The sequence below is a fragment of the Streptomyces sp. NPDC058619 genome, assembly GCF_042717785.1.
Taxonomy (GTDB): Bacteria; Actinomycetota; Actinomycetes; order Streptomycetales; family Streptomycetaceae; genus Streptomyces.
Genome location: NZ_JBHXQN010000067.1, coordinates 1 through 20,247, shown reverse-complemented (window position 1 = coordinate 20,247; position 20,247 = coordinate 1). Strand labels below are relative to the sequence as shown.

The 20,247-nt window shown below is 70.2% G+C and carries 18 protein-coding genes and 7 pseudogenes; 15 read left to right on the top strand and 10 right to left on the bottom strand.

Features of this window, described 5'->3' with window-relative positions; genetic code table 11:
- Window positions 1-20: 20 nt before the first annotated feature.
- From ACFWTC_RS34240 to ACFWTC_RS34230, 3 genes and pseudogenes are all read right to left on the bottom strand, one after another.
- A pseudogene (locus tag ACFWTC_RS34240) lies at window positions 21-107 on the bottom strand (IS3 family transposase); the annotation flags it as partial.
- 6 nt (window positions 108-113) lie between these two features.
- Window positions 114-305 carry a hypothetical protein gene (locus tag ACFWTC_RS34235; protein WP_384029595.1) on the bottom strand — a complete coding sequence of 64 codons (192 nt, stop codon included), beginning with the start codon at window positions 303-305 and terminating at the stop codon, window positions 114-116.
- Window positions 302-607: a transposase gene (locus ACFWTC_RS34230; RefSeq protein ID WP_384029597.1), complete on the bottom strand. Its 306-nt coding sequence runs from the start codon at window positions 605-607 to the stop codon at window positions 302-304. Before ACFWTC_RS34230 ends, ACFWTC_RS34235 begins: the two co-directional genes overlap by 4 nt.
- Window positions 608-920: 313 nt before the next feature.
- On the opposite strand from ACFWTC_RS34230, the gene ACFWTC_RS34225 reads away from it, so the two are divergent.
- The 4 genes and pseudogenes from ACFWTC_RS34225 to ACFWTC_RS34210 form a co-directional block, all read left to right on the top strand.
- Complete coding sequence (locus ACFWTC_RS34225; RefSeq protein ID WP_384029599.1) at window positions 921-1,814, top strand: alpha/beta hydrolase family protein; 894 nt, start codon at window positions 921-923, stop codon at window positions 1,812-1,814.
- A 1,066-nt stretch (window positions 1,815-2,880) separates the two neighbouring features.
- Complete coding sequence (locus ACFWTC_RS34220; RefSeq protein ID WP_384029601.1) at window positions 2,881-3,858, top strand: GlxA family transcriptional regulator; 978 nt, start codon at window positions 2,881-2,883, stop codon at window positions 3,856-3,858.
- Between the two features lie 81 nt (window positions 3,859-3,939).
- Complete coding sequence (locus ACFWTC_RS34215; RefSeq protein WP_383933000.1) at window positions 3,940-4,707, top strand: MBL fold metallo-hydrolase; 768 nt, start codon at window positions 3,940-3,942, stop codon at window positions 4,705-4,707.
- Window positions 4,708-5,276: 569 nt separating this feature from the next.
- Window positions 5,277-5,360, top strand: a pseudogene (locus ACFWTC_RS34210) (cold-shock protein); the annotation flags it as partial.
- A 549-nt stretch (window positions 5,361-5,909) separates the two neighbouring features.
- Here the strand turns inward: ACFWTC_RS34210 and ACFWTC_RS34205 are convergent.
- Together ACFWTC_RS34205 and ACFWTC_RS34200 are read right to left on the bottom strand one after the other, a co-directional pair.
- On the bottom strand, window positions 5,910-6,200 hold the full coding sequence (locus ACFWTC_RS34205) for a chaplin (RefSeq protein WP_383933002.1): 291 nt from the start codon (window positions 6,198-6,200) through the stop codon (window positions 5,910-5,912).
- A gap of 950 nt (window positions 6,201-7,150) precedes the next feature.
- Window positions 7,151-7,271 (bottom strand): annotated as a pseudogene (locus ACFWTC_RS34200) (transposase); the annotation flags it as partial.
- A gap of 61 nt (window positions 7,272-7,332) precedes the next feature.
- On the opposite strand from ACFWTC_RS34200, the gene ACFWTC_RS34195 reads away from it, so the two are divergent.
- From ACFWTC_RS34195 to ACFWTC_RS34170, 6 genes and pseudogenes are all read left to right on the top strand, one after another.
- The gene (locus ACFWTC_RS34195) at window positions 7,333-7,467 is read left to right on the top strand and encodes a transposase (RefSeq protein WP_383933003.1); all 135 of its coding nucleotides are present in this window, start codon (window positions 7,333-7,335) and stop codon (window positions 7,465-7,467) included.
- Entirely contained in the window at window positions 7,467-8,075 is a 609-nt protein-coding gene (locus tag ACFWTC_RS34190) for an IS3 family transposase (protein WP_384029603.1), read from the top strand. Before ACFWTC_RS34195 ends, ACFWTC_RS34190 begins: the two co-directional genes overlap by 1 nt.
- 365 nt (window positions 8,076-8,440) lie before the next feature.
- Window positions 8,441-8,772, top strand: a pseudogene (locus ACFWTC_RS34185) (hypothetical protein); the annotation flags it as partial.
- A 707-nt stretch (window positions 8,773-9,479) separates the two neighbouring features.
- A pseudogene (locus tag ACFWTC_RS34180) lies at window positions 9,480-9,955 on the top strand (chemotaxis protein); the annotation flags it as partial.
- A gap of 18 nt (window positions 9,956-9,973) precedes the next feature.
- A complete protein-coding gene (locus tag ACFWTC_RS34175) occupies window positions 9,974-10,192 on the top strand; it encodes a hypothetical protein (RefSeq protein WP_383932650.1) in 219 nt (72 codons plus the stop codon).
- Window positions 10,193-10,225: 33 nt separating this feature from the next.
- Window positions 10,226-10,399, top strand: a pseudogene (locus ACFWTC_RS34170) (transposase); the annotation flags it as partial.
- A gap of 81 nt (window positions 10,400-10,480) precedes the next feature.
- On the opposite strand, the gene ACFWTC_RS34165 reads toward ACFWTC_RS34170, so the two are convergent.
- Both ACFWTC_RS34165 and ACFWTC_RS34160 read right to left on the bottom strand, forming a co-directional pair.
- Window positions 10,481-10,705 (bottom strand): 4-oxalocrotonate tautomerase family protein, encoded by a 225-nt coding sequence (locus ACFWTC_RS34165; protein WP_383932645.1) that lies wholly within the window; start codon window positions 10,703-10,705, stop codon window positions 10,481-10,483.
- Between the two features lie 62 nt (window positions 10,706-10,767).
- Entirely contained in the window at window positions 10,768-11,511 is a 744-nt protein-coding gene (locus ACFWTC_RS34160) for an SDR family NAD(P)-dependent oxidoreductase (RefSeq protein WP_383932643.1), read from the bottom strand.
- 108 nt (window positions 11,512-11,619) lie between these two features.
- On the opposite strand from ACFWTC_RS34160, the gene ACFWTC_RS34155 reads away from it, so the two are divergent.
- Window positions 11,620-12,528, top strand: coding sequence for a LysR family transcriptional regulator (locus tag ACFWTC_RS34155; RefSeq protein ID WP_383932641.1), 909 nt, complete (start codon window positions 11,620-11,622; stop codon window positions 12,526-12,528).
- A gap of 20 nt (window positions 12,529-12,548) precedes the next feature.
- Here the strand turns inward: ACFWTC_RS34155 and ACFWTC_RS34150 are convergent.
- Window positions 12,549-12,650: pseudogene (locus tag ACFWTC_RS34150) on the bottom strand (MBL fold metallo-hydrolase); the annotation flags it as partial.
- Between the two features lie 762 nt (window positions 12,651-13,412).
- On the opposite strand from ACFWTC_RS34150, the gene ACFWTC_RS34145 reads away from it, so the two are divergent.
- Window positions 13,413-14,615, top strand: a complete 1,203-nt coding sequence (locus ACFWTC_RS34145; RefSeq protein WP_383932639.1) for a heparin lyase I family protein — start codon at window positions 13,413-13,415, stop codon at window positions 14,613-14,615.
- A gap of 317 nt (window positions 14,616-14,932) precedes the next feature.
- On the opposite strand, the gene ACFWTC_RS34140 is transcribed toward ACFWTC_RS34145, so the two are convergent.
- Window positions 14,933-15,862 (bottom strand): hypothetical protein, encoded by a 930-nt coding sequence (locus ACFWTC_RS34140; protein ID WP_384029605.1) that lies wholly within the window; start codon window positions 15,860-15,862, stop codon window positions 14,933-14,935.
- A 96-nt stretch (window positions 15,863-15,958) separates the two neighbouring features.
- Between ACFWTC_RS34140 and ACFWTC_RS34135 the strand changes: the two genes are divergently transcribed.
- The 3 genes from ACFWTC_RS34135 (at window position 15,959) to ACFWTC_RS34125 (ending at window position 18,251) form a co-directional block, all read left to right on the top strand.
- A complete protein-coding gene (locus ACFWTC_RS34135; RefSeq protein ID WP_384029607.1) occupies window positions 15,959-16,087 on the top strand; it encodes a hypothetical protein in 129 nt (42 codons plus the stop codon).
- A gap of 359 nt (window positions 16,088-16,446) precedes the next feature.
- Window positions 16,447-17,883, top strand: coding sequence for a PP2C family protein-serine/threonine phosphatase (locus ACFWTC_RS34130; RefSeq protein ID WP_384029609.1), 1,437 nt, complete (start codon window positions 16,447-16,449; stop codon window positions 17,881-17,883).
- Complete coding sequence (locus tag ACFWTC_RS34125; protein ID WP_384029611.1) at window positions 17,880-18,251, top strand: STAS domain-containing protein; 372 nt, start codon at window positions 17,880-17,882, stop codon at window positions 18,249-18,251. The genes ACFWTC_RS34130 and ACFWTC_RS34125 overlap by 4 nt, the downstream gene beginning before the upstream one ends.
- Here the strand turns inward: ACFWTC_RS34125 and ACFWTC_RS34120 are convergent.
- Window positions 18,188-18,763, bottom strand: a complete 576-nt coding sequence (locus ACFWTC_RS34120; RefSeq protein ID WP_384074937.1) for a MarR family winged helix-turn-helix transcriptional regulator — start codon at window positions 18,761-18,763, stop codon at window positions 18,188-18,190. The genes ACFWTC_RS34125 and ACFWTC_RS34120 overlap by 64 nt on opposite strands.
- Window positions 18,764-20,247: the final 1,484 nt, after the last annotated feature.

Here is a 20,247-nt window from a genome sequence, read left to right as displayed (position 1 = left end):
CTGTTGCCCCGGCGCGGGCTGATCCCCGCGAGTCCGGCCTGGCGCATGAGCCGTTCGACGCGCTTGCGGCCGACTCGAGTGCCCTCGCGCTTGAGGACGGCGTGCACGCGCGGTTATCCGTAGATCCCGCCGGACTCGTCGTGGACCTGACGGATCCGGTCCGTCAGCTCGGCGTCCCGGCGGCGCCGCTCGCACGGCTCCTTCTCGGCCTGGCGCCACCGGTAGTAGGTGGAGGCGGGGACGGAGAGTCCCCGGAGTACGGGCTCGACCCTCAGACGCGGGTGCTCGTCGAGGAGTCCTGTCACCTGGGCCGGGTCGGGTCGAGCTGGGCCGCGAAAGAAGCCGAGGCCGTCCGCAGGACCTCGTTCGCCCGTTTGAGCTGGACGTTCTCCTTGCGCAGGGCCGCCAGTTCCTCGCGCTCGGCGGTCGTGAGCAGGTCTCCCCGTTCGCCGGCGCCGGCCTCGGCCTGCCGGATCCAGTTGCGCAGGGCCTCGTGATGCACGCCGAGCTCCTCGGCCATACGGCGGATCACCGGCTTCGGCTCGACAGCGCGATACATCCGCACCGCACGCTCACGCAACTCCAACGGGTCCCTCGGTGCAGACATCGTCTGGGTTCCTTCCATGGACCCATCTGACTGCCTGTCACCTATACCCGCATCTCGGGGGAACCTCAGCCCGTCGTTCAGGCCCGCTCTGCGCCCGGTGGACCGGCGAAGTGCGCGGGAGAGCTGAACGGTCGCGGAGTCCGGCGTGACGGCCCTTCCGGCGAACACCGGTGATTTAGCCGATGCCGGGGGCGTGATGCGGCGTAAGAGTGGCGGCCGCAGCGAAACTGGCGGTCCCCGCCCGGTGCACCCGGCCTCCCGGCCGGTTCTCCCCGGCGTGGCCCCCGGCTGCCATGACCGAGAGGACCCCACCGTGCAGCAGCACGCCTTGCCCCGCCGTCGCCGCCCCGTACGCACCCTTCTCGCCGGCACCGTGGCGGGCGGTGGCCTCCTGGCCACCATGCTCGTCCCCAACGCGCAGGCCGCCGAGAACCCCTACGAGCGCGGCCCCGCCCCCACCGTGTCGAGCATCGAGGCGCCCCGCGGCTCCTACAGAGTCTCGCAGACGAGCGTCTCCTCGAGCAGCGTCAGCGGCTTCGGCGGCGGCACGATCTACTACCCGACGACGACCTCGGAGGGCACCTTCGGCGCGGTCGCCGTCGCGCCCGGCTTCACCGCGACCCAGTCCTCCATGGCCTGGTACGGTCCGCGGCTCGCCTCGCAGGGCTTCGTCGTCTTCACCATCAACACCAGCTCCACCTTCGACCAGCCGGCCAGCCGGGGGCGGCAGCTGCTCGCCGCGCTCGACTACCTGACCGAGCGCAGCTCAGTGCGGACCCGGATCGACGCCACCCGGCTCGGCGTGATGGGCCACTCCATGGGTGGCGGCGGCGCACTGGAGGCCGCGAAGTCCCGCCCCTCGCTGAAGGCGTCGATCCCCCTGACGCCCTGGAACAGCGACAAGACCTGGCCCGAGGTGCGGACGCCCACGCTGATCTTCGGCGCGGAGGCCGACAGCGTCGCGTCCGTCGGCTCGCACGCGGAGCCGTTCTACCAGTCGCTGCCCGGGACGCTCGACAAGGCCTACCTGGAGCTCAATTCCGCCTCGCACTCCGCGCCGAACTCGTCGAACACGACGATCGCGAAATTCAGCATCTCGTGGCTGAAGCGGTTCATAGACAACGACACCCGCTACGAGCAGTTCCTGTGCCCGATCCCCCGCCCGAGCCTCTCGATCGAGGAGTACCGGGGCAACTGCCCCCACTGATCACGTCAGCGGTACAGCGAAGGGGTGCGGGGCGGGTGAACATCCCCGCCCCGCACCCCTTCCGCACGCCCCGCCTGTGGCCGGGGCCCGTATCGTGCGACATCACTTCAGTTCCCGTGGGCGTCGAAGAGGCGTCTCACCCCTGGTCAGCGGACTCTTCCCCGCGCTGGAGGTTCGCGGCCGGATGATGGAAATTCAGGATTCCTGAAGGTTCGGGACCGGCCGCTACCAGCTGAGCGCCGGTCCGATGGCGACCAGGAGGGGTGGGGGACTACTCACCCCCGCCAACGGCGCCGGAGACCATCCCCATGCCACCGACCTCCTAGCCCAGATGACGCCTGCGCTCTTACTCGGGCGAGGCTGTGGCGGCTTGCGACGGCGTCGGGGTGGTTGTTGCTGAGGGTGCGTTCGCGGTCGGTGAGGTTTTGTTGGTGGAGGTCGGCGGCTTCCTGGTGCCGCCCGTGGCCCGACAGAACTCCGCCATGTCCAACGTTTCCCGCCCCCAGCCGGGTTGCGACCGGCGAGGAACCGAGGGTACCGACGGCCGGACTCTCTTTTTCTTCGGCTTGGCCTTCGAAGTGCCGACTGAGGAACGCGGTCGCTTGGGCTTCGCCGCCGACGTGCGTTCCGCGTGACCTACACCCGAGCGTTCGGTCGGTCTTCCTGCTGCACCGGGCGAGTCACCTGCCGGGGGCGAGCGGACACCGGCCCCTTTTCTGTGTGGGCCGGGACTGTGTGGGTGTCGACCCTGCGGGGAGGGTCGAGAGCGGCAGAGCTTCAGTTCGGGCCCGACTGGGTCCGGTGGGTCTCGGGGCTTCGCGGCATGCTGATCAACCAGGGCTCGGCGGCCCGCCTCGACGACACAACTCCGTGGAACGGCCTTTCCTTGCACCGGCCGAAGGCGTCGACTCACTGGTAGCGATTCTGACCCGACCGCCCTGTGGGTCGAAGCACTTACGCCCTGCGGATCCACTGGTGCCGCCGGAAGGCCGCCGTCGCAACGGGTGGCCGAATCTGCCAGAACCTCGTCATTGCAGCCATCGCGGCGGAGCGAAATGATCTGCACATGCCCGTACCGCACAAAGTTGTCATCGTGGCGTTCTCTGGTGTCGAACTGCTGGACGTGACCGGCCCGGCCGAGGTCTTCTCGGTCGCCACCCGGATCGCCGGCCCCGACCGCCCCGGCTATCTCGTCCAGATCGCTACGGCCGACGGCGGGCCGGTGGCCACATCCAGCGGCGTCCGGCTGCTGGCGGACCTGGCCCTCGACGAGGTGCACGGCCGGGTCGACACCCTGCTCGTGGCCGGCGCGGTCAACCTGGTCGGCGACGGGGTGGAACCGGTGATCGACAGCGAGGTCACCGACTGGCTGCGTGAAGCGGCCCCTCCGGCGCGCAGGACCGGGTCGATCTGCGCCGGAGCGCACCTGCTGACGGCCGCGGGCCTGCTGGACGGCCTGTCCGCCACGACCCACTGGCTCACCGCCGCACGACTGGCCGCCGACCATCCGCGGGTCATCGTCGACCCGGACCCCATCTTCATCCGATCCGGCAGCGTGTGGACCTGCGCGGGTGTCACCTCGGGGATGGACATGGCGCTGGCGATGGTCGCCGAGGACCACGGCCAGGCCCTTGCCCTGACGACCGCACGGATGATGGTCATGTACGTCAAGCGGTCCGGCGGGCAGAGCCAATTCAGCGTTCCGCTTTCCGCCCCGGTCACTTCGGGCGACCGCATCGACGACCTGCGCGTGTGGATCGCCGACCACCTCGCCGAGGATCTCACCGCAGAGGCCCTGGCCGCACGGCTACACCTGAGCGTGCGCCACTTCTCCCGGCTGTTCCGGCTGCGCACCGATGGCACGCCGGCCGCCTACGTGGAATCCGCCCGCCTCGAATCCGCCCGCCGCCTGCTGGAGGAGAGCGACGGGAGCCTGCCGGACATCGCCGCGGCCAGCGGCCTCGGCTCGGTGGAGACCTTGCACCGCTCCTTCCAGCGCAGGCTGGGGACCACTCCCGCCGAATACCGGCGCCGATTCCGGTAGCCCCGGCCCACCCACACCATTCGCCGGTAGCCCCGGCGGATCCCCGGTTTGCCCGCATGGGCAGCAGCCGTCAGTCACCTTATGGAGGACGCCATCTCCCGCACGAAGGTCATCCCCATCCCGGTCATGGGCCGAACGGCCATCAACGCCTACTTGCTCCTGGGCCGACGTCCCGTGATCGTCGACGCCGGGACGCCGGGCAGCGGCCAAAAGATCTACGACCGGATCACCGAGCACGGAGTGGACCCCTGCGACGTCGCACTGATCGTCATCACCCACGGGCACATAGACCACTTCGGGTCCGCCACCGAATTGCACCGCCTCACCGGCGCACCTGTCGCCGGCCACGTCGCGGACCTCGGGCCGTACCGCACCGGCCGGGTCCGCGAACCGTATCTGCCCACCGGCCCGATGGGCCGCATCATGGACCGGAGCAAAGACCTGCACGCCCAGGCCGAACCCCTCGAACCCGATGTCCTGATCCGCGGTGAGACTCCCCTGGAGGACTTCGGGATCGCAGCCCGCATCATGCCCACCCCCGGCCACACCGCCGGATCGGTCTCCGTCCTCACCGACGACGGAGACCTCGTCGCGGGCGACCTGGTGGCCAACTCCTTCATGGGCCTCATCCCGGGCAAGCCGGCCAATCCACCATTTCACGACGACCCGCAGCGCAACCTCACCAGCCTTCGCAAAATGCTCGCACTCAACCCCACCAGACTCCACGTCGGCCACGGCGCCCCGCTGGAACCCGACCGGGTCCGACGCTGGGCCGACCGAGAGCTCGTCCGCCTTGCCCGACTCGAAGCAGCCGGTCGGATCGCCACCCGCGCAAAGGACACGATCTGAACTCATCTCCCTGCAAGACGAACCCCGCAGAGGCCGCGCGCAGAGCGAGCGCGAGGCCAGGCCCGACGCCTTGCGCTGGCTGACCCGATACAACACCCGACTCCGGCACTCCCGCCTCGGCCAGCGATCCCCGATCACCTACGAGAACGCCCTCCAACCAGCAGCAACTGCCCTGACCGAAGCCACATAGACGTGTTCAAACTCCGGGGGTCAAGGTCCGTGTGAACAGATCAGCCGGCTCACCGGGCAACTCGGCGCCGCAGAACGCACCCTGGAACGCCTGAACATCACGCACGAGACCGTTCTCGAACTGACCTCCGAGGACGGCACCGATCCGCCCGGGCAACTGCCACCCGGCAGCCGCGAAATCCTGATCCTCTTCGAACAGGAGGAAGAAGGACTACGCGCCAAGGACGTCTCCCACGCGGGCATCCGCGCCAAGGGAACGCTTGGTCAACCGCGGCATCCTCATCGAGCCCGAACCCGGCCTGTTCACCCTGCCCCGGCCCACACCGCCCACGCCGGACACCGATTCAAGCTGAAACACGGCGAATCACAGCAGAACACCCTCTGATGGTTTCAAGTCCCTCATGGAAGGCCAGAGCGTCTCGTTTGTCGCTGAGCATGGGCAGAAGGGCATGCCGGCGGCGCAGGGCCCCGGAGTAGCCCGCCTGCGGGACTGTGAGTGCCGTGGTCGGCGCGTCCACCGCTTGCGGCACGGGCTGCACGGGCTGGTGACGCTGTGCGTCGCGCGGACAAGCCGCCTTGGCGCAGTAAGTACGGGGCGCAGTGCGCCCTCATGGTCGCTGACCAGAGGCTGAAAGCTCCCCGTCTGGCGCGGCAGGGGAGGCTTGCGACCGGGCCGAGGCGGTCTTTGAGCGCCTGCCCGACCGGATTGCCTTGGACGAGTCCAGCCCGCTCGTCATCCGTAGGCCCTTCGGTGGTGTGGCGGCCCGGGTTGTCGGCTATGTGGCTGGCGACTCGCTTGTCTCCGGCGCTGGTCAAGGCGTCTTCTGCTACCCGATCCGGTTCACGCGGCTGCGCCTGGACATCGCCGATCAGGGCGTTGTCGTCATGAGACCGGCCTCCCCCGGAGGATGAGGGGAGGCCGGTCTTTACCGGGCTGTGCGCTGCGGCTGGCTCACAGGTCGGTGCTGGCTGTGACGGCGCGGTGAGCGCGCCGGGTCCAGGACTTGGTGCTGTCAGTGCTTGCCGTGGTGGTCGGCCTTGTGGTGGTCGCCCTTGAAGCCGCCGCCGTTGTTGATGCACACGTTGCCGAAGGCGGGGTTGAGGGCCCCGACGATGTTGACGGTGTTGCCGCAGATGTTGATCGGGATGTGGATGGGTGCCTGGAGGACGTTGCCGGACAGGACGCCCGGGGAGCCGATGGCTGCACCCTCGGCCACGGCGTCGGCGGCGGCCATGCCGGCCCCACCTGCCAGGACAGCACCAGCGGCGGCGGTAACGGCTACGGCCTTGGCGATACGTGACATGGAAATCTCCTTCAACTCATGCCTGCCGCAGGAAGTACGGCATGGACGTCCCCCACAACGGCTTCAGCCGCCCGCCCGTCACGGGCAATGGGCCGAATCAGTGACCTGACAGCCAACTGCAACCCCATCGGCCGATCCGGCCCATGACACCCGGCCGCCGCGATCGGTGAACGTGTGCTCCCTGTGCGCGGACGGCCGGCTTCTTGTCGGTGACGTGACACGCCGCTGCCTGTCCGCACCGCGCAGCCGATCCGGCACTCGCCGAGGACGGTTGCCGGTTACAACGGGCCGCCGTTCCTGTGACAGCACGAGACCCCGGGCTGGTGCGACGTCCCGGGGTCTCGCTCTGTAGTGATGTGTGCGCCTGGCCAACGACCGAACGCTGCCGGCGTCACGGCCATTCCACACCGGGTCTCGTCGACGCCGGCGTTCCACGGGAAGACCGGGAGGGGCTGGGGCCGCCAAGGCCAGCGGCCCCAACCCGCTTTGCTTGGAAGTACCAGCTCGTCCCGGCCGCCGTGCTCGCATTGATGCCAACGCGGTGGCCGGGGTCGCGGGCCCGACGCCGGTCTCGGTGCCGGCGTGCGCCTGAAGGCGGCCTCCTGGGGTCAGCCGGCGGCGCGGCGCAGGAACGTTTCGGAGGCGTCCAGGTAGCGGTCGCTGTAGTCCGTGCCGAGTTCAGCGGCCGGCAGGATCACCTGGGGGTCTTGTTGTTGAACATCAAGGCGGTGCGACCATCGAGATCGTCGTAGAACAGCAACGCCGACACCGCCATCGACCGCGGAGGCGTTTACCGCCACCCCATGCGCTTCAATCGGCTGCGCCTGAATGTGACGGTGGACGCGGTTATGGGCGATGCCCGGCCCCCGCTCGGACGCGTCCGAGCGGGGGCCGGACCTACGTGGAGCTGTCCTGCCCGGCCGCGTACGGGCACTGGCGACTCCCCGTCGGTAGGCGCCCTGGTGGCCGCTGACCGAGCGGTGCCGGTTCTTCCACGTAGTGATCGCCGGCTCGATCAACGACCACTGCTCGTCCGATAAGTCGCTTGGGTAACGGCTTCCGTTCACTCACGCCCAAGGTCTCCCGGACCGCCTACTACGCCCGCCGCAATGGCACCCCTGGCCCCCGGGCAGTGCGGGACGCCGAGCTGACCGAACAGATCACCACCGTCCACGAGCGGTCCCGCGGAACCTACGGTGCCCCGCGCGTCCACGCCGTCCTGCAGCTGAGGGTGCCGGCTGCGGGCGCCGCCGGGTGGCACGCCTGATGCGACAGGCCGACCTGACTGGCCGGCACCGCAGACGGGGGCATCGCACCACCATCGTCGATCCACACGCCTCCACCCGTCCTGACCTGGTCCTTCGCGACTTCCAGCCTGATTCGTCGGCCCTCGATACCCGCTGGTGCGGGGGCATCACCTATATCGCCACCCGCGAGGGCTGGCTCTACCTGGCCACCGTGATCGACATTGCTTCCCGCCGCGTCGTCGGCTGGGCGACGGCCGGTCACCTGCGAACCGAGCTCGTCGCCGACGCATTGAGGGCAGTCTGCCGAACCCGTCGGCCGACCGGTCCGGTGATCTTCCATTCCGACCGCGGCTGCCGATACACCAGCCGTGGACCCGCCACGCCGGCAAGCGACGTCGGTGTTCGTCTGTCGGTCGGACGCACCGGGCGGTGCTGGGACAACGCCCTCGCGGAATCGTTCTTCTCCACCCTGAAGAACGAGCTCGGCGACACCCATCCCTGGCCCATCCGGGCCGCCGCCGACACCACGATGTTCGAGTGGATCGAGAGCTGGTACAACTTGCACCGGCTCCACAGCAGCCCCGGCTACCGCAGCCCCGCCGAATACGAGACCGCGCTCGCGGCCTGAACACCACACCAAAGGTGTCCGCCAAAGCGGAACAAGCTCAAGGTTCCTCCGTACGTGTGGGCCCAGGCCACTGTGGACCGGACCGGACCGGACCGGACCGGAACCGACGGCGGCGCGCTGACCTGGCCCGGTGGGAGACAGGCCGCAGTCCGCCCCGGGAACTGTCCCCCGGGGTGGGCTGCGGTGGGATGTAGAACGGCGTGGGCACTACCCGGGACCGGGGCGGTAGCCGGGGTGATGTTCGAGCGAGCAGGCGGGTGATCTTCACTCGCCTCACGGCCGGGCGCCGGAGCGTGCATAGAAGATTGACGCTGAGCGGGGTAGGGGATGCAGGGTAGTGCGATGCCGGGGGCATACTCGATGCCATGTCTGTCCCCGATGCCGGTTTTGACGATGCGGTCCTGTGCGGTCCTGTACCGGGTGAAGTTAGCCCGCCGACTGCCCGCCGACTGCCCGCCGGTCTGTCTGAGCTGACCGGGCCCGTTCACGGGGTCATCGAGCTCCCGCTGCACGTGGTGTGATCCGGGCTGCGCGCCTTCGACCTGGACCAGCCCAGGCAGCGCATGGGCCTGTACCGGACCGTCCTCGCCGAGGGCACCCGCGAGGACCTGTGCCGCTTTCTGAACGCCAGGTGCTCTCCAGCCTGTGGCCGGTGCTGCGCACCCTTGCCGGCCCGAGCGTGCGGGACGTGTGGGAGAAGGAAGAGAGCGCCCAGACCGTGCGTGACGGGCTCGCGGAGCGGGGATGGCAGGTCGCCGAGGTCGAGATCGCCCCGCTCTCCGCCCGCTTCCAGGTCACCGACCCGCTCACCGGCGACGTGTGCGAGGTCGATGTCCTCAAGGAAGTGTTCTGGCGGCCACTGGCCCACACCGCCTACGGTCCCGTCCTCGGCGAGGAGGAAGTGATCGGCACCGAGGTCCGAGCCCTGGCCGACCGGGGTGCGGCCCGCGACTTCCTCGACGTGTATGCCGCTTCCCGCCGGTGGACCACCACCGACCCCGAAGAGTGCGGTCGCCGCCACGCACGAGGCCGGTTCAGTCCCGAAGACCTCCAGAGCCACCCGGCCGGCGCCGACTGGATCGATGACGCCGAGTTCATCGCCTAAGGCCTGGACGAGAGCGGCATGGCAGCTCTGCGGAAACCTGGGCGCAGCTCTGGTCCGACGACCTCGCCCGGCGCCTCCACCGGACCGAGGCCGAGCGTGAGGAGTCCTGACCGCACGCGGGGGAGCCCCCGGCGGGCCGCCATGGACTTGGACTTCTTCATATGCGGCTCAGCACGCTTGGGGCGAAACTGAGTTCGGCCCTTGACTGCGGATTTTGAACACGTACGGATCCTGCTGAGCGACAGCTACCTGACCCGCAACCTTGTCGCGGCCAAGGCGCAGCAGGCCCCTACTGGGTACTCTCCCTCTCCGCGGACCAGGCGTCCCTGTGGAGCGGGTCGGGCGACCGCATCGATGAACGCCGCGAGGAGGGCTTCCCCCGGGCTGCGGCCGCCGTCGAGGACGATCCGCAGTGGCAGCAGCGCCAAGGCGATACCGCCAGCACGTTTACCGACGAACGCACCCGCCAGTTCATGCGCGAGACCGACGCTGCCGTCCAGCAGGTCCTGGCCGCGAGAAGCGACCCCTGTACCTCGTCGGTCTCGCGCCCGCCCTTGCCCTGCTGGGCGAAGCGGGCAGCGTCGGTGACCGGGTGCAGGACACGTGTATCCAAGGCGGCCTGCACGGCGGACCGGGACAGGCCCTGCATCAGGCTCTCGCACCCCAACTCGCCGCGGCACGGCAGCAGGCAGGCGAGAGCGCCGCCGCCAGGCTCGAAGAGGCACGCGGCCGGCGAACCGTCGCGGGCGGACTCGCCGAGGTCTGGACTGCCGTACACGAAGGCAGGGCTGCCATGGTCGCTGTCGAAGAGCACTATCAGCCTGAGGCCGCAACCGACATCGCCCACCTCACCCCCGCGGCTTCCGGCACCACCACGGAAACGACGGAAGTGCGTGAGGACATCGTCGACGAACTCGTCGAAACAGCCCTGGACAAAGGCGCCGAGGTGGTCTTCGTCACCGACGGAACCCTGACAGACGGCAACCACATCGCAGCCGTCCTGCGCTACTGAAACGCAGCGCCAGACCCGGGCAGGGGCGGCTCCCTGCACGCCTTCACCCGCAGCCTCGAGCGTGACCGCGACGCTGTGATCGCTGCGGTCACGCTCCCGTACAGCAACGGCCCAACCGAGGGCATCAACACCAAGACCAAGCGGATCGCCCGCCGGCACCGACGTGCAGGCTTCACCCCGCTCCGCCACCGCATCCTCCTCAGATAGCGGCACACTCCGTCACCACCAAATGTGAGACAGAGCCGTTCGTTTGAGTCCCCAGGTCGGCGAGTCGCGAGCCGCGTTAAGTCAGTGGCATTGGGCTTGGTCCCGGGCGCGGCGTCGGCGGTACTCCTCCGTCGGGACGCCGCCGACGCCCCAGTCCTCCAGGTCTACCTCGTCGATGAGGACGAAGGTGGTGGCCGGGTCCTTGTCGAGGACCTTGACCAGCAGGTCGGTCACGCCGGCGATGATCTCGGCCTTCTGGGCGGCGGTGGCGCCTTCACGGGTGATCCTGACGTTGACGTACGGCATGGTGGCGGATGTCCTTCCGGAGGGAGAAAGCGCGGGAGCAGCCCGGCTGGCGGGCGGGGGGCTCAGGCTCGGCCGGTGACGTGCCCGCCGTCCACCCGCAGGGCGTGTCCGGTGACGAAAGTGGCGCCTGCGAGGTAGAGCACCGCCTCGGAGATCTCGGAGACCTCGCCGACCCGGTTCAGCAGGGCGAGCCCGCCGAAGGAGTCCACGTCGGAGCCCGCGTGCAGAGGGGTGCGGATGATGCCGGGCGAGACGAGGTTGACGCGGATGCCGTCGGCGGCGAGTTCGGCGGCCAGGCTGGTCGTCAGCGCGTGCACGCCGGCTTTGCTGACCACGGGCGCGGAGGACGGGAAGCCCGCCAGGGCGTGGTCCACCAGGACGGTGCCGATGTTGACGATGCTGCCGCCCCGGCCCTGTGCGCGCAGCGCCCGCACCACCACCTGGGTGGTGAGGTAGGTGCCCTTGAGGTTGCCGATCAGGAAGCCGTCGAGCTCCGCCTCGGTGACCTCGGTGAAGGGCTTGGGGGCGAAGGTGCCCGCGTTGTTGACCAGGACGTCGACGCCGCCGAACCGGTCGAGCGCGGTGCGGACGAGGGCCTCGCCGGTCGCCGGCTCGGCGATGGCGCCCGCGACCCACGCGGTCCGTTCCGGGTGGCCGAGGCCGGCCGCGGCCTCGGCGAGGCGGTCGGCGCCCCGGCCGTTGAGGACGACGTTGGCGCCGCTCGCCAAGAAGGCGCGGGCGATGTCCAGGCCGATGCCGCTGGAGGAGCCGGTGACGAGAGCAGTGGTGGTGGCGGTGTCGATCATGATGCGTGTGCCTTTCGTGGCGGGGCCTGTCCTGCTGACACCAGAAACCTATGAACTCCCAAGCCATAACACCACGACGAAAATTGGAGCATGTGATAATCCCAGATTATGGATGTGGACCTTCGTGACCTGGAGCTCCTGGACGCCACCGCCGAAGCCGGGTCGCTGACCGCGGCCGCCGAGCGGCTCTACGTGAGCCAGCCGGCGCTGAGCCAGCGGCTCACCCGGCTGGAGGCCCGCCTGGGCATGCCCCTCTTCGACCGCAAGGGCCGCCGCCTGGTCCCCAACGCCGCCGGCCGCCGGCTGCTCGTCGCGGCCCGCCAGGTCCTAGGCGAACTGGAGTCGGCCTCCCGGGACCTGCGGGAGCTCCGCGACGGGCGCGACCGGCGGGTCCGCTTCACCGCGCAGTGCAGCACGACCTTCCCCTGGCTGCCGCCCGTGCTCCGTGCCTTCCGCGGGCGCGAGCCGGACATCGACGTGCGCATCGAGACCGTCCCCGACGACGCGCCGATCCCGGCGCTGCTCGCCGACGTGGTGGATGTCGCGCTGGTCACCAAGCCGGACCTGCAGATGGACCGGGTCTCGCTGACCAGGCTGTTCGAGGACGAGATGGTGGCCGTGGTGCCCGCCGGACATCCGTGGGCCTCGCGCGCGCACCTGACCGCCCGTGACTTCGACGGCGCCGATCTGGTCCTCTACGACTTCTACGACCAGAAGCGCATTCCGTCGATGCCGCTGCCGATCCCCATCGGTGCCCGGCCGGCCCGCATCACCACCATGCCGGTGGTGACCGACCTGGTGGTCGAGATGGTCGCGGGCGGGCAGGGCGTGACGGTGCTGCCCAACTGGGTGGCCGCCCCGTACGTGGCCTCCCACGACCTCGCCCTCGTCCGCATCGGCGCGAAGCCGCTGACCCGCACCTGGTTCTGCGCTACCCGCACCGGACCGCGCCCGCCCCACCTGGAGGCCTTCGTCGAGGAGCTCACGGCCCGCCTCAAGGCCCCCCGCGTCGACTAGGACGTGTGTGCTCCGGCAAGTCAGGCGTCCAGGGGGCGCCAGGCCGGGCCGCGTCCATCCTGCTGCACGCGTCCGAACAGCACGTCGGCGAAGTGGACGCCGAAGCCGATCGTGTCGGGCTCGAGGTCGCGGCCCTCGCACCTCGCGGGGAGGGCTCACCCCGCTGGGTGAGCCGGTTCACCGCGCGGCGACCGTATCTGACCCACCCCCGCTCGCCTGCCACCCGGGTGCCGAACCGGCGCCGACGGCCCACGGCTGTCCGTGGGCCTCAGCAGCGGGCCATCTGCCGGTAATCGGCGAGGCCGAAGTGGGTGATGCGTCCGGTCCGCAGTCCGTGGAGGGCCGCCCGCGGGGGCGGCGCCGCGGTCGTCCTCACGCTGCTGCCGGCGCTCGAGGCGGTGGGGCCGCCGCGTCCTGGTATCGAGCGCAGGCCTTCCGCGTGAGGCGAAAGCCACCTCGGAGGGGGCTGTTGCTGCTGCGAGGCCGCCGGTCTGACGGACGCCCTGCCGTCCGCGGTGAGGCCGCGTACCCCAGGGCCGGCTCGTACGGCGGGCCGTGGCCTGCCGCCCACCGGGGGCCCGTTACCGGCTACCCGCGCCCCGACCCCGGCCGGGCCCCGCCCGTACCCCTCCTGCCCAGGGCTGGCAGCATCCCGGCTGCCGTGGTCGTGGCGCCGGACCGATGCGCGTACCTCTCCGCCGCCGTTGGCCACGTGGGCGGCGGGTCTTGGGAGGAGCTGGTGCTCCGCAGGTGGCGCATTCCAAGGTCGTGAATGCCCCCGCGCGCCGGGTGCCGACTCTTGCCTGGCCCCACCTCAAGGGGAAGAGTCCGTGCCCAGCAGAGCAGAGCGTCGGAACATTCCCGAGCGTTTCCAGAGGAGTACGATGAACCGATCGCTTGCCCGGGCCTGGCTTTTGGGTCTCGTATCAGCCGTGGCTACAGCAGGAGTAGCCCTCTCACCCGTACAGACGGCGCAAGCTGACCCCGTTGGGGTACTACGTACCCTCGACTGGGAGCAGCCCGCGGACCGCACCCTCCCCACTGCGGCGCCCACGGGTCTCAACAAGCAGTGGGGGACGGCGTACGGCGCCGGCAACGTTACGGCCCCTGTGCGGGACGGCTCCCATGCCGCCCGCTTCGAGCTCCGCAAATCCGACCCAGTCGTCTCCGGCAGTAAGCGCGCGGAGATATCCCAGCGCGACGAGCAATCCGCCGGCGCCGACCGCTGGTACGGCTTCAGCATCCAGCTCCCCTCGACCTGGGTCGCCGACAGTTCGGCTGAGATCGTCAGCCAGTGGCACCAATGCGACATCGGCTGCCCCGGCGGCTCTCCGCCTCTGGCGCTGCTCACCGACGAAGGCCGATGGAAGATTGACTTCCGAGGTGAGATCATCGATTTGGGCCCCTACACCACTGGAGTCTGGGCCGACTGGGTCTTCCACGTGACCTGGCGTACGGACAGCACCGGGTTGCTCCAGGTGTGGAGGAACGGCGAGCGGGTCGTGCAACGCACTGGCGCGACACACGGAGGGGGCCCGCGCTCGCCCTACTTCAAGTTCGGGATTTACAAGTGGGACTGGAACACGGGTGCTCCCTCCAGCACCACGACGCGCGTCATGTACTACGACTCGCTGCGGCTGGGCGATGAGCGCGCCGCCTACCAGGACGTCACACCGCAGCGGTCATGCACGCGGCCAGCCACGGTGACGACTGCGTCAGCCACCACCTACGAGCCGGCCAACCCGCCGGCCAGTGCGGTTGACGGCGACCTGGGGACTCGCTGGTCCGGCCAGGGCTTCGGGGCAGCCCTGATCATCGACACCGGCGCGGTCCGTCAGCTGTGCGGCGCTTCTACAGCCTGGCATCGTGGAAACCTCAGGTGGAATGACTACACGATCCACGCTTCGCCGGACGGAGTTTCGTACACCAAGGTCTGGGAAGGCCGCAGTTCCGGGACAACTCTATCGCCCGAGACCGTGCTCTTCGGCCAGGGGTCCACGGACGCGCGCTACGTGAAGATTTCCTTCTGGGCCAACCCGGAGAACGACTGGGCGAGCATCACGGAAACCCGACCGTTGGGAATGTAGGAAGCCGCGCCGCAAGGCCGAAGGCACCGGCGAACGAGTCCGGGGCGCCATGAGCAGCTCCGGACTCGGGGCGCGCGGCTCACCGCCCTCGCCCCATTGGGATCCTGTCGGGGTGCATCAGTTCCCGTCAGCTGGTCCTTGCGGAGGTCTGCTTCGAGTTCGGGGGCCGGCGGCGCCGCGATAAGAACATGTACCGGTATGGCGCGTGAACGGATCCGGTGGACGGTCGTTGTGGAGCGGGCGCGGCAGATCGTGGCCGGGTACGCGCTGCTGAAGGTCACCTCGCGCCGGGGGTCTCTGCACAGTTTGAGGGTGTCTCACCGCTTGGGCGGGTGCGAGTCCCGTCCGTCCATCGACGGACGGGACTCGCTTCTCAGGCGGCGCCGACCTTCGGTGCCTCTGCGGCGTCGGCCGCCTTGGCGGGGGCCGGTCGCGGCTTGCGGAGGAGCGGGACCGTCGCGCACGCGGCGAGCAGGGATACCACGGCGACCGCGTACCAGCCATGCTGGAACGCGGTGGCCGCGTGTCCGGGGGCCGGGGTGCCGAGGATGCCGACCAGGATCGCGATGCCGAGGACCGCGCCGGCGGCCCATCGAGGTGATGGCCGAGCCGGTGGCGAAGCGGGCCGGCGGCAGGGCGGCCGCCGACGCCCCGGTCAGGACCGGGATCGTCATGCCGACGCCGAGGCCGGTCAGCATCATGCCGGGCAGGAGCGAGGTTGCGTAGGCCGAGCCGGTGTCGAGCGTTGCGGCCCACCACAGGATTCCGGCCGCGAACAGGACAGTTCCCGTCAGCGCGATGCGGCCCGCACCGAATCTGGCGACGGCGGGCCCGATCAGCAACGCGACCGGCGGCACCAGCAATGGTCCCGGCGCGATGGCGAAGCCGGTGCGCAGAGCCGAGTAGCCCCACACGCCCTGGCACCACAGCACCGCGCCGAGCAGCATTCCGGCGAACGCAACGGTGAACAGCGTCAGGGCGGCCGCGGCGGATGCGAACGCCGGAACCCGGAGCAGCGGCAGCTCGACGATCGGCGCGGGGTGGCGGGCCGAGCGCAGGATGAACCAGACGCCGAGCAGCACCGCGGCAGCCAGGCCGCCGAGGGTGCCGGCGCTCGTCCAACCCCAGTCAGGAGCCTTGACCAGGCCGAGCGCGAGCGTTGCGATGAATCCGGTGAGAAGGGCGGCGCCGAACAGGTCGGGCAGCGGACCTTTCTGCGCCGCGGCGCGTCCGGGCGACGGCAGCACCTTGAGGAGTGGTGAGGGTGGGACCAAGCCTCGCCGACTTCGCAGCGACTATTCGGGAGGGGCCACCGGACTTCACGCAAGGCTCATCCCCGTCTCGTGAGGCAGGGAAACGGTGGCCAACAGGTCATGTACCGGCTCGCCTGGGCGGGCGTGCCGCCGCCGACGTACCGCCGGCTGCCCGCGCAGCTGACCCAGGCCCGGCGGGAGGGCCGCTTCCCGACCTGATCGACACCGTTCGCGAAGTCCACGTCCCGCCGGCCTGGCCGGACGTGGACGCCTTCGTCGCCCAGGTGCCCGGCTGGTTCCGCCTGGACCGCTCCGCGGGCCAGAACCGGGGCCCTGTACGTCGCCGCCGAGGAAGACACCCTGGGCCAGCAGCTGACCGGCAGGCTCGAGTTCACGGGCATCCCCGCGATCGCGGTCCTGGGCTTCAGCTCCCAGTCGTGCGCCGACGTCGTCCGCGGCCGCGTCGCCCACGAGCAGCGCGAAGCCGTTCTCTTCCTGGCTGGTTTCTTGACGGCAGGGCGCTGGTCTACGCTGCCGAGGCGCGGACTGTCTGGTCGGCGGGGCAAGGAGATGTAGATATGCCGCAAGCGGGACACGCCGCGCCACCGGCCGGGGAGCCGGTGCGGCGGGCGCTCAGCGTGGCGGAGGAGGCCGACCGCTTGGATGCGGTGCGGCGCTACGACATCCTCGACACCCCTCCGGACGGCGCGTTCGACCGCGTAGCGGCGTTGGCGGCCCGGCTGTTCAAGGTGCCGGTGGCGAGTGTGACGATCGTGGACGAGGACCGCATCTGGTTCAAGGCCGTCCACGGCCTGGAGGGCGTGAGCGAGATCGGGCGGGAGCCGGGTCTGTGCGGCTCGGCAGTCCTGTCGGATGAGACGTTGGTGATCCCCAACGCTCTCATTGACCCGGTCGCCTGCGATAACGCACTGGTCACTGGTCCGATGGCGGTCCGGTTCTACGCCGCGGCGCCGATCATCACCCGCGACGGGCACCGGCTGGGCACCGTCAACATCCTCGACACCAAGCCGCGCCTGATCACCGAGGAGGACACTGCCACCCTCGCGGATCTGGCCGCGATCGTCCTCGATGAGATGGAGATGCGGCTTTCGGCTCTGAACGCGATGCGCACCGAGCAGGAGCGGCGCATCGAGCAGGAGGAGGCCCGCGAGCGCGCGGAGCGCGACACGGCCGCCATCCAGGCGTTCGCCTCCACCCTCCAGCGCACACTGCTGCCGCCGGCGCTGCCGGTGGTGCCGGGCCTGGAGCTGGCCTGCCACTATGCCACCGCCTCCCCGCAGGACGTGGGCGGCGACTTCTACGACGTCTTCCCCCTGGACGGCAAGCGGTGGGCGTTCTTCCTCGGGGACGTGTGCGGCAAGGGCCCCGAAGCCGCCGCCCTGACCTCCCTGACCCGCTACACCCTGCGCGCCGCCGCCCTGATCGACCCCGACCCAGACGTGGTCCTCACCTCGCTGAACACGGCGCTGCTCCTCGATGCGGCTGTCGGCAGCCGGTTCTGCACCGCCGTCTTCGGCACCCTCGAGCCACACGAGCAGGGAGGCTTCACCGTCACGGTGGCCACCGGCGGGCACCCCCCGGCCTACCACCTGCGCGGCCAGGGGACGGTGGAGGCGGTGCAGCCCAAGGGGGGCATGCTCATCGGCGCCATCGCAGGCGCACACTTCGCCTCCCACAGCATCCACCTCGCCCCAGGCGAAGGCCTGCTGCTCTACACCGACGGGCTGACCGAGGCCCGCCTTGCGGACGGCCAGATGATCGGTGATGAGGGCTTGACCGGCTTCCTTGCCGCCCGCACCGCGCCCATCAGCGCGACGGCGGTCATCGAGGACACCATCGCCCTCATCGACTCCACGCCCCACGGCGCCGGGGACGACGTCGCCCTGCTGGCCCTGTCCGTCCCCCTCGCCGACGCCGCGGTGGACGGTTTCACCGCCGCGGCCACCGCCCACACCATCGCCCCCGCCGGCGAGATGCCGGAGAGCCGACCGTGACCGACTTCCGCCTTACCGCCCAGCACACCGACGCTGATCTCGCCGTGGCCCACGTCTCCGGGGACCTCGACTTCGACACCGCCCCCCACGTGCGCAGCCAGGCACTGGCCCTGATCGAGCAGGGCCACCGCCACCTGCTCCTGGACCTTGAAGCCGTCACCTTCTGCGACTCCTCCGGTTTCAACGCCCTGATCGGCATCTACCGCTGCGCCAAGGAAGCCGGGGGCAGCGTGACCCTGGCCGCCGTCCCCGACCGGCTCGAGCGGCTGCTGAACCTCACCGGCCTTGGCACCCTGCTGCCCGCCTACCCCACCACAGCCCACGCCCTCAACGCCCACACCCGCAGCCGGAACAACGCCATCGCGTAACCCCATGAGGTGGCCGCCGCAGACGACGGCGGCCACCCCGGCCGTACGGGACGACACGATCGAGACGTGGACAGCCGTACCAGACTCGTCAGCGCCGTGAATGGCGAGCCCCTGGGCGCGTTCCCGTTCCATCCGACCCGACCGGGATCCGGGTCGGCTACGTCTGCGTCTCCGAGTCGGTCGAAGTGGGCCGTGCTGCATGTCGCTGGCCAGGCGGCGGGCTGGCTTTCCTGTGCCGGGAGTTCGGTGGTTGCGGTGATGCTGTTCTTCAGGGCAGCGAGTGCGCGGCGGCTGTCGGCGCTCATCGCGCCGAGGGCCAGGGCGAGTCGGCGTTCACGGGTTTCCCGTATCTCGGCGAGATGCTTCTCTCCGGCGGGGGTGAGGCGGAGGGTGACTTCGCGGCCGTCTCCGGGGCAGGGGTGGCGCCGCAGGAATCCCGCGGCTTCGAGGCGATCGCAGAGCCGGGTCATGGAGGCGCCGGCCGCGCCGAGGAGCTGGGCGAGGGCCCGCATGCGCAGGCCGGGCTGGCGGTCGACGAGGCACATCAGCCGCAGCTGGGTCGCCGAGACCGCTGACGTGGCGGCGCTCTGGCGGGCGTTCTCGTAGAGGACGTCGAGGAGTTCCGGATGCTTGCCCGGACACGGCCCCTACCAGGGAGACGATCACGTCCGCTCCGGGCCTGCCTGCCTTCGACACCGGGGGTTTCAACCGGGTCCGTCCTGAGTTCGGCGAGCCCCCGAGCCTGTAGAGGTGCCCGCGCTTTCCGGCTTTCGCCAGGTGGGCCGCTCCGGTTTCCCGAACGTGGCCCGCTACCGGGGGGGCGTCGTGGGTCGTTGGAGCGGCCGGGACGGACGCCGACCCTCGGAGCTTCCATCGGCCCATCAGGGGCGTCCTACGGGTCCTGACGCCGCGGGCTCCTTCAGCTCGGGCGCCACGGAAATGGCTTTCACGGTGTGCCATGGAGCCAGGTGTCAGGCCCCGTGCTGTCGGCCCGCCACGCCGGCCTCCGGGCGGACAGCCCGGCTGCCCCCCCTTGCGTCAGGCGACTGCTGGCGACCCTGGCGGATCCTCGTCCAGGAAGATGTCCCACAGGGGGTCGGGGATTTTCTGGGCCAGGCGCAGGAGTACCTCGGGCTGCCTGCCCAGGCCGGCGACGGCCAGGGTCCGGCCGGTTGCCTGACAGGCGCAGCGCTGGTGGATGAGCAGGTGGAGTCCGGCACGTCCATGAACCTCGCGTTCTGCAGGTCCCAGGTGATGTGGGTGACCGTGGGCGGGAACCGGTCCGTGGCGGCGGTCAGCTCGGGCAGGTGGTCACGGATGGACACGCCTACAGCGGCTGACGGCACCCCCGGGTCGCACCGTCGCGAGGACGGCGGCCTACCCGCCGTCACCACGTCGGCCGCTGCCCGCCGCCACGTCAGCGAGTCTCCGGAGCGGATCGGGTCAGCCTCGACAGTGTGATCGCCGCGGACGCCTCATGGTCCCGCTCCTGGCGGCGACGACGCTGTCGACGATGGTCAGGACCGTGTTTGCGCCGGTTAACTCCAGCAGCCGGGACGGCGATCTTGTCCGGTGTGGTGACGTTCAATCGGCCGGCTTCGGGGCTCGCTCTCCCCGCCCCGGGGCTGGCGACGTGACGGCAGGCTCCGGGGGGCGGGGGGCGGGGGGCGGTGAGCCGCAGCGAGGAGAGGCGTGGGTGGACTGTGCGCGGTAGCGCAGTCAGACTCGGCGGGCGAGTTCCTCGGGGGCCGGCCGGTGACGCGTTCTCGCGGTTGGGGCAAACGACGCTGGCTGTGTGGTCCACTACGTCGTCGGTCTTCCGGTCGGTGGCGTGCAGGGCGACTGGCTGCACTGCTGTCGAGCCGCGGCGGCGGTCCGGCCTCCCCGGGAGTGGGGAGGCCGGACCGCTCAGGGCGTGGGCCCTGCGGCTGGTTCAGAGGATGGCGTGATCTGCTGGTTACGGCACTGTGGTGGCTGCTCGCTGGTCAGCCTTGTG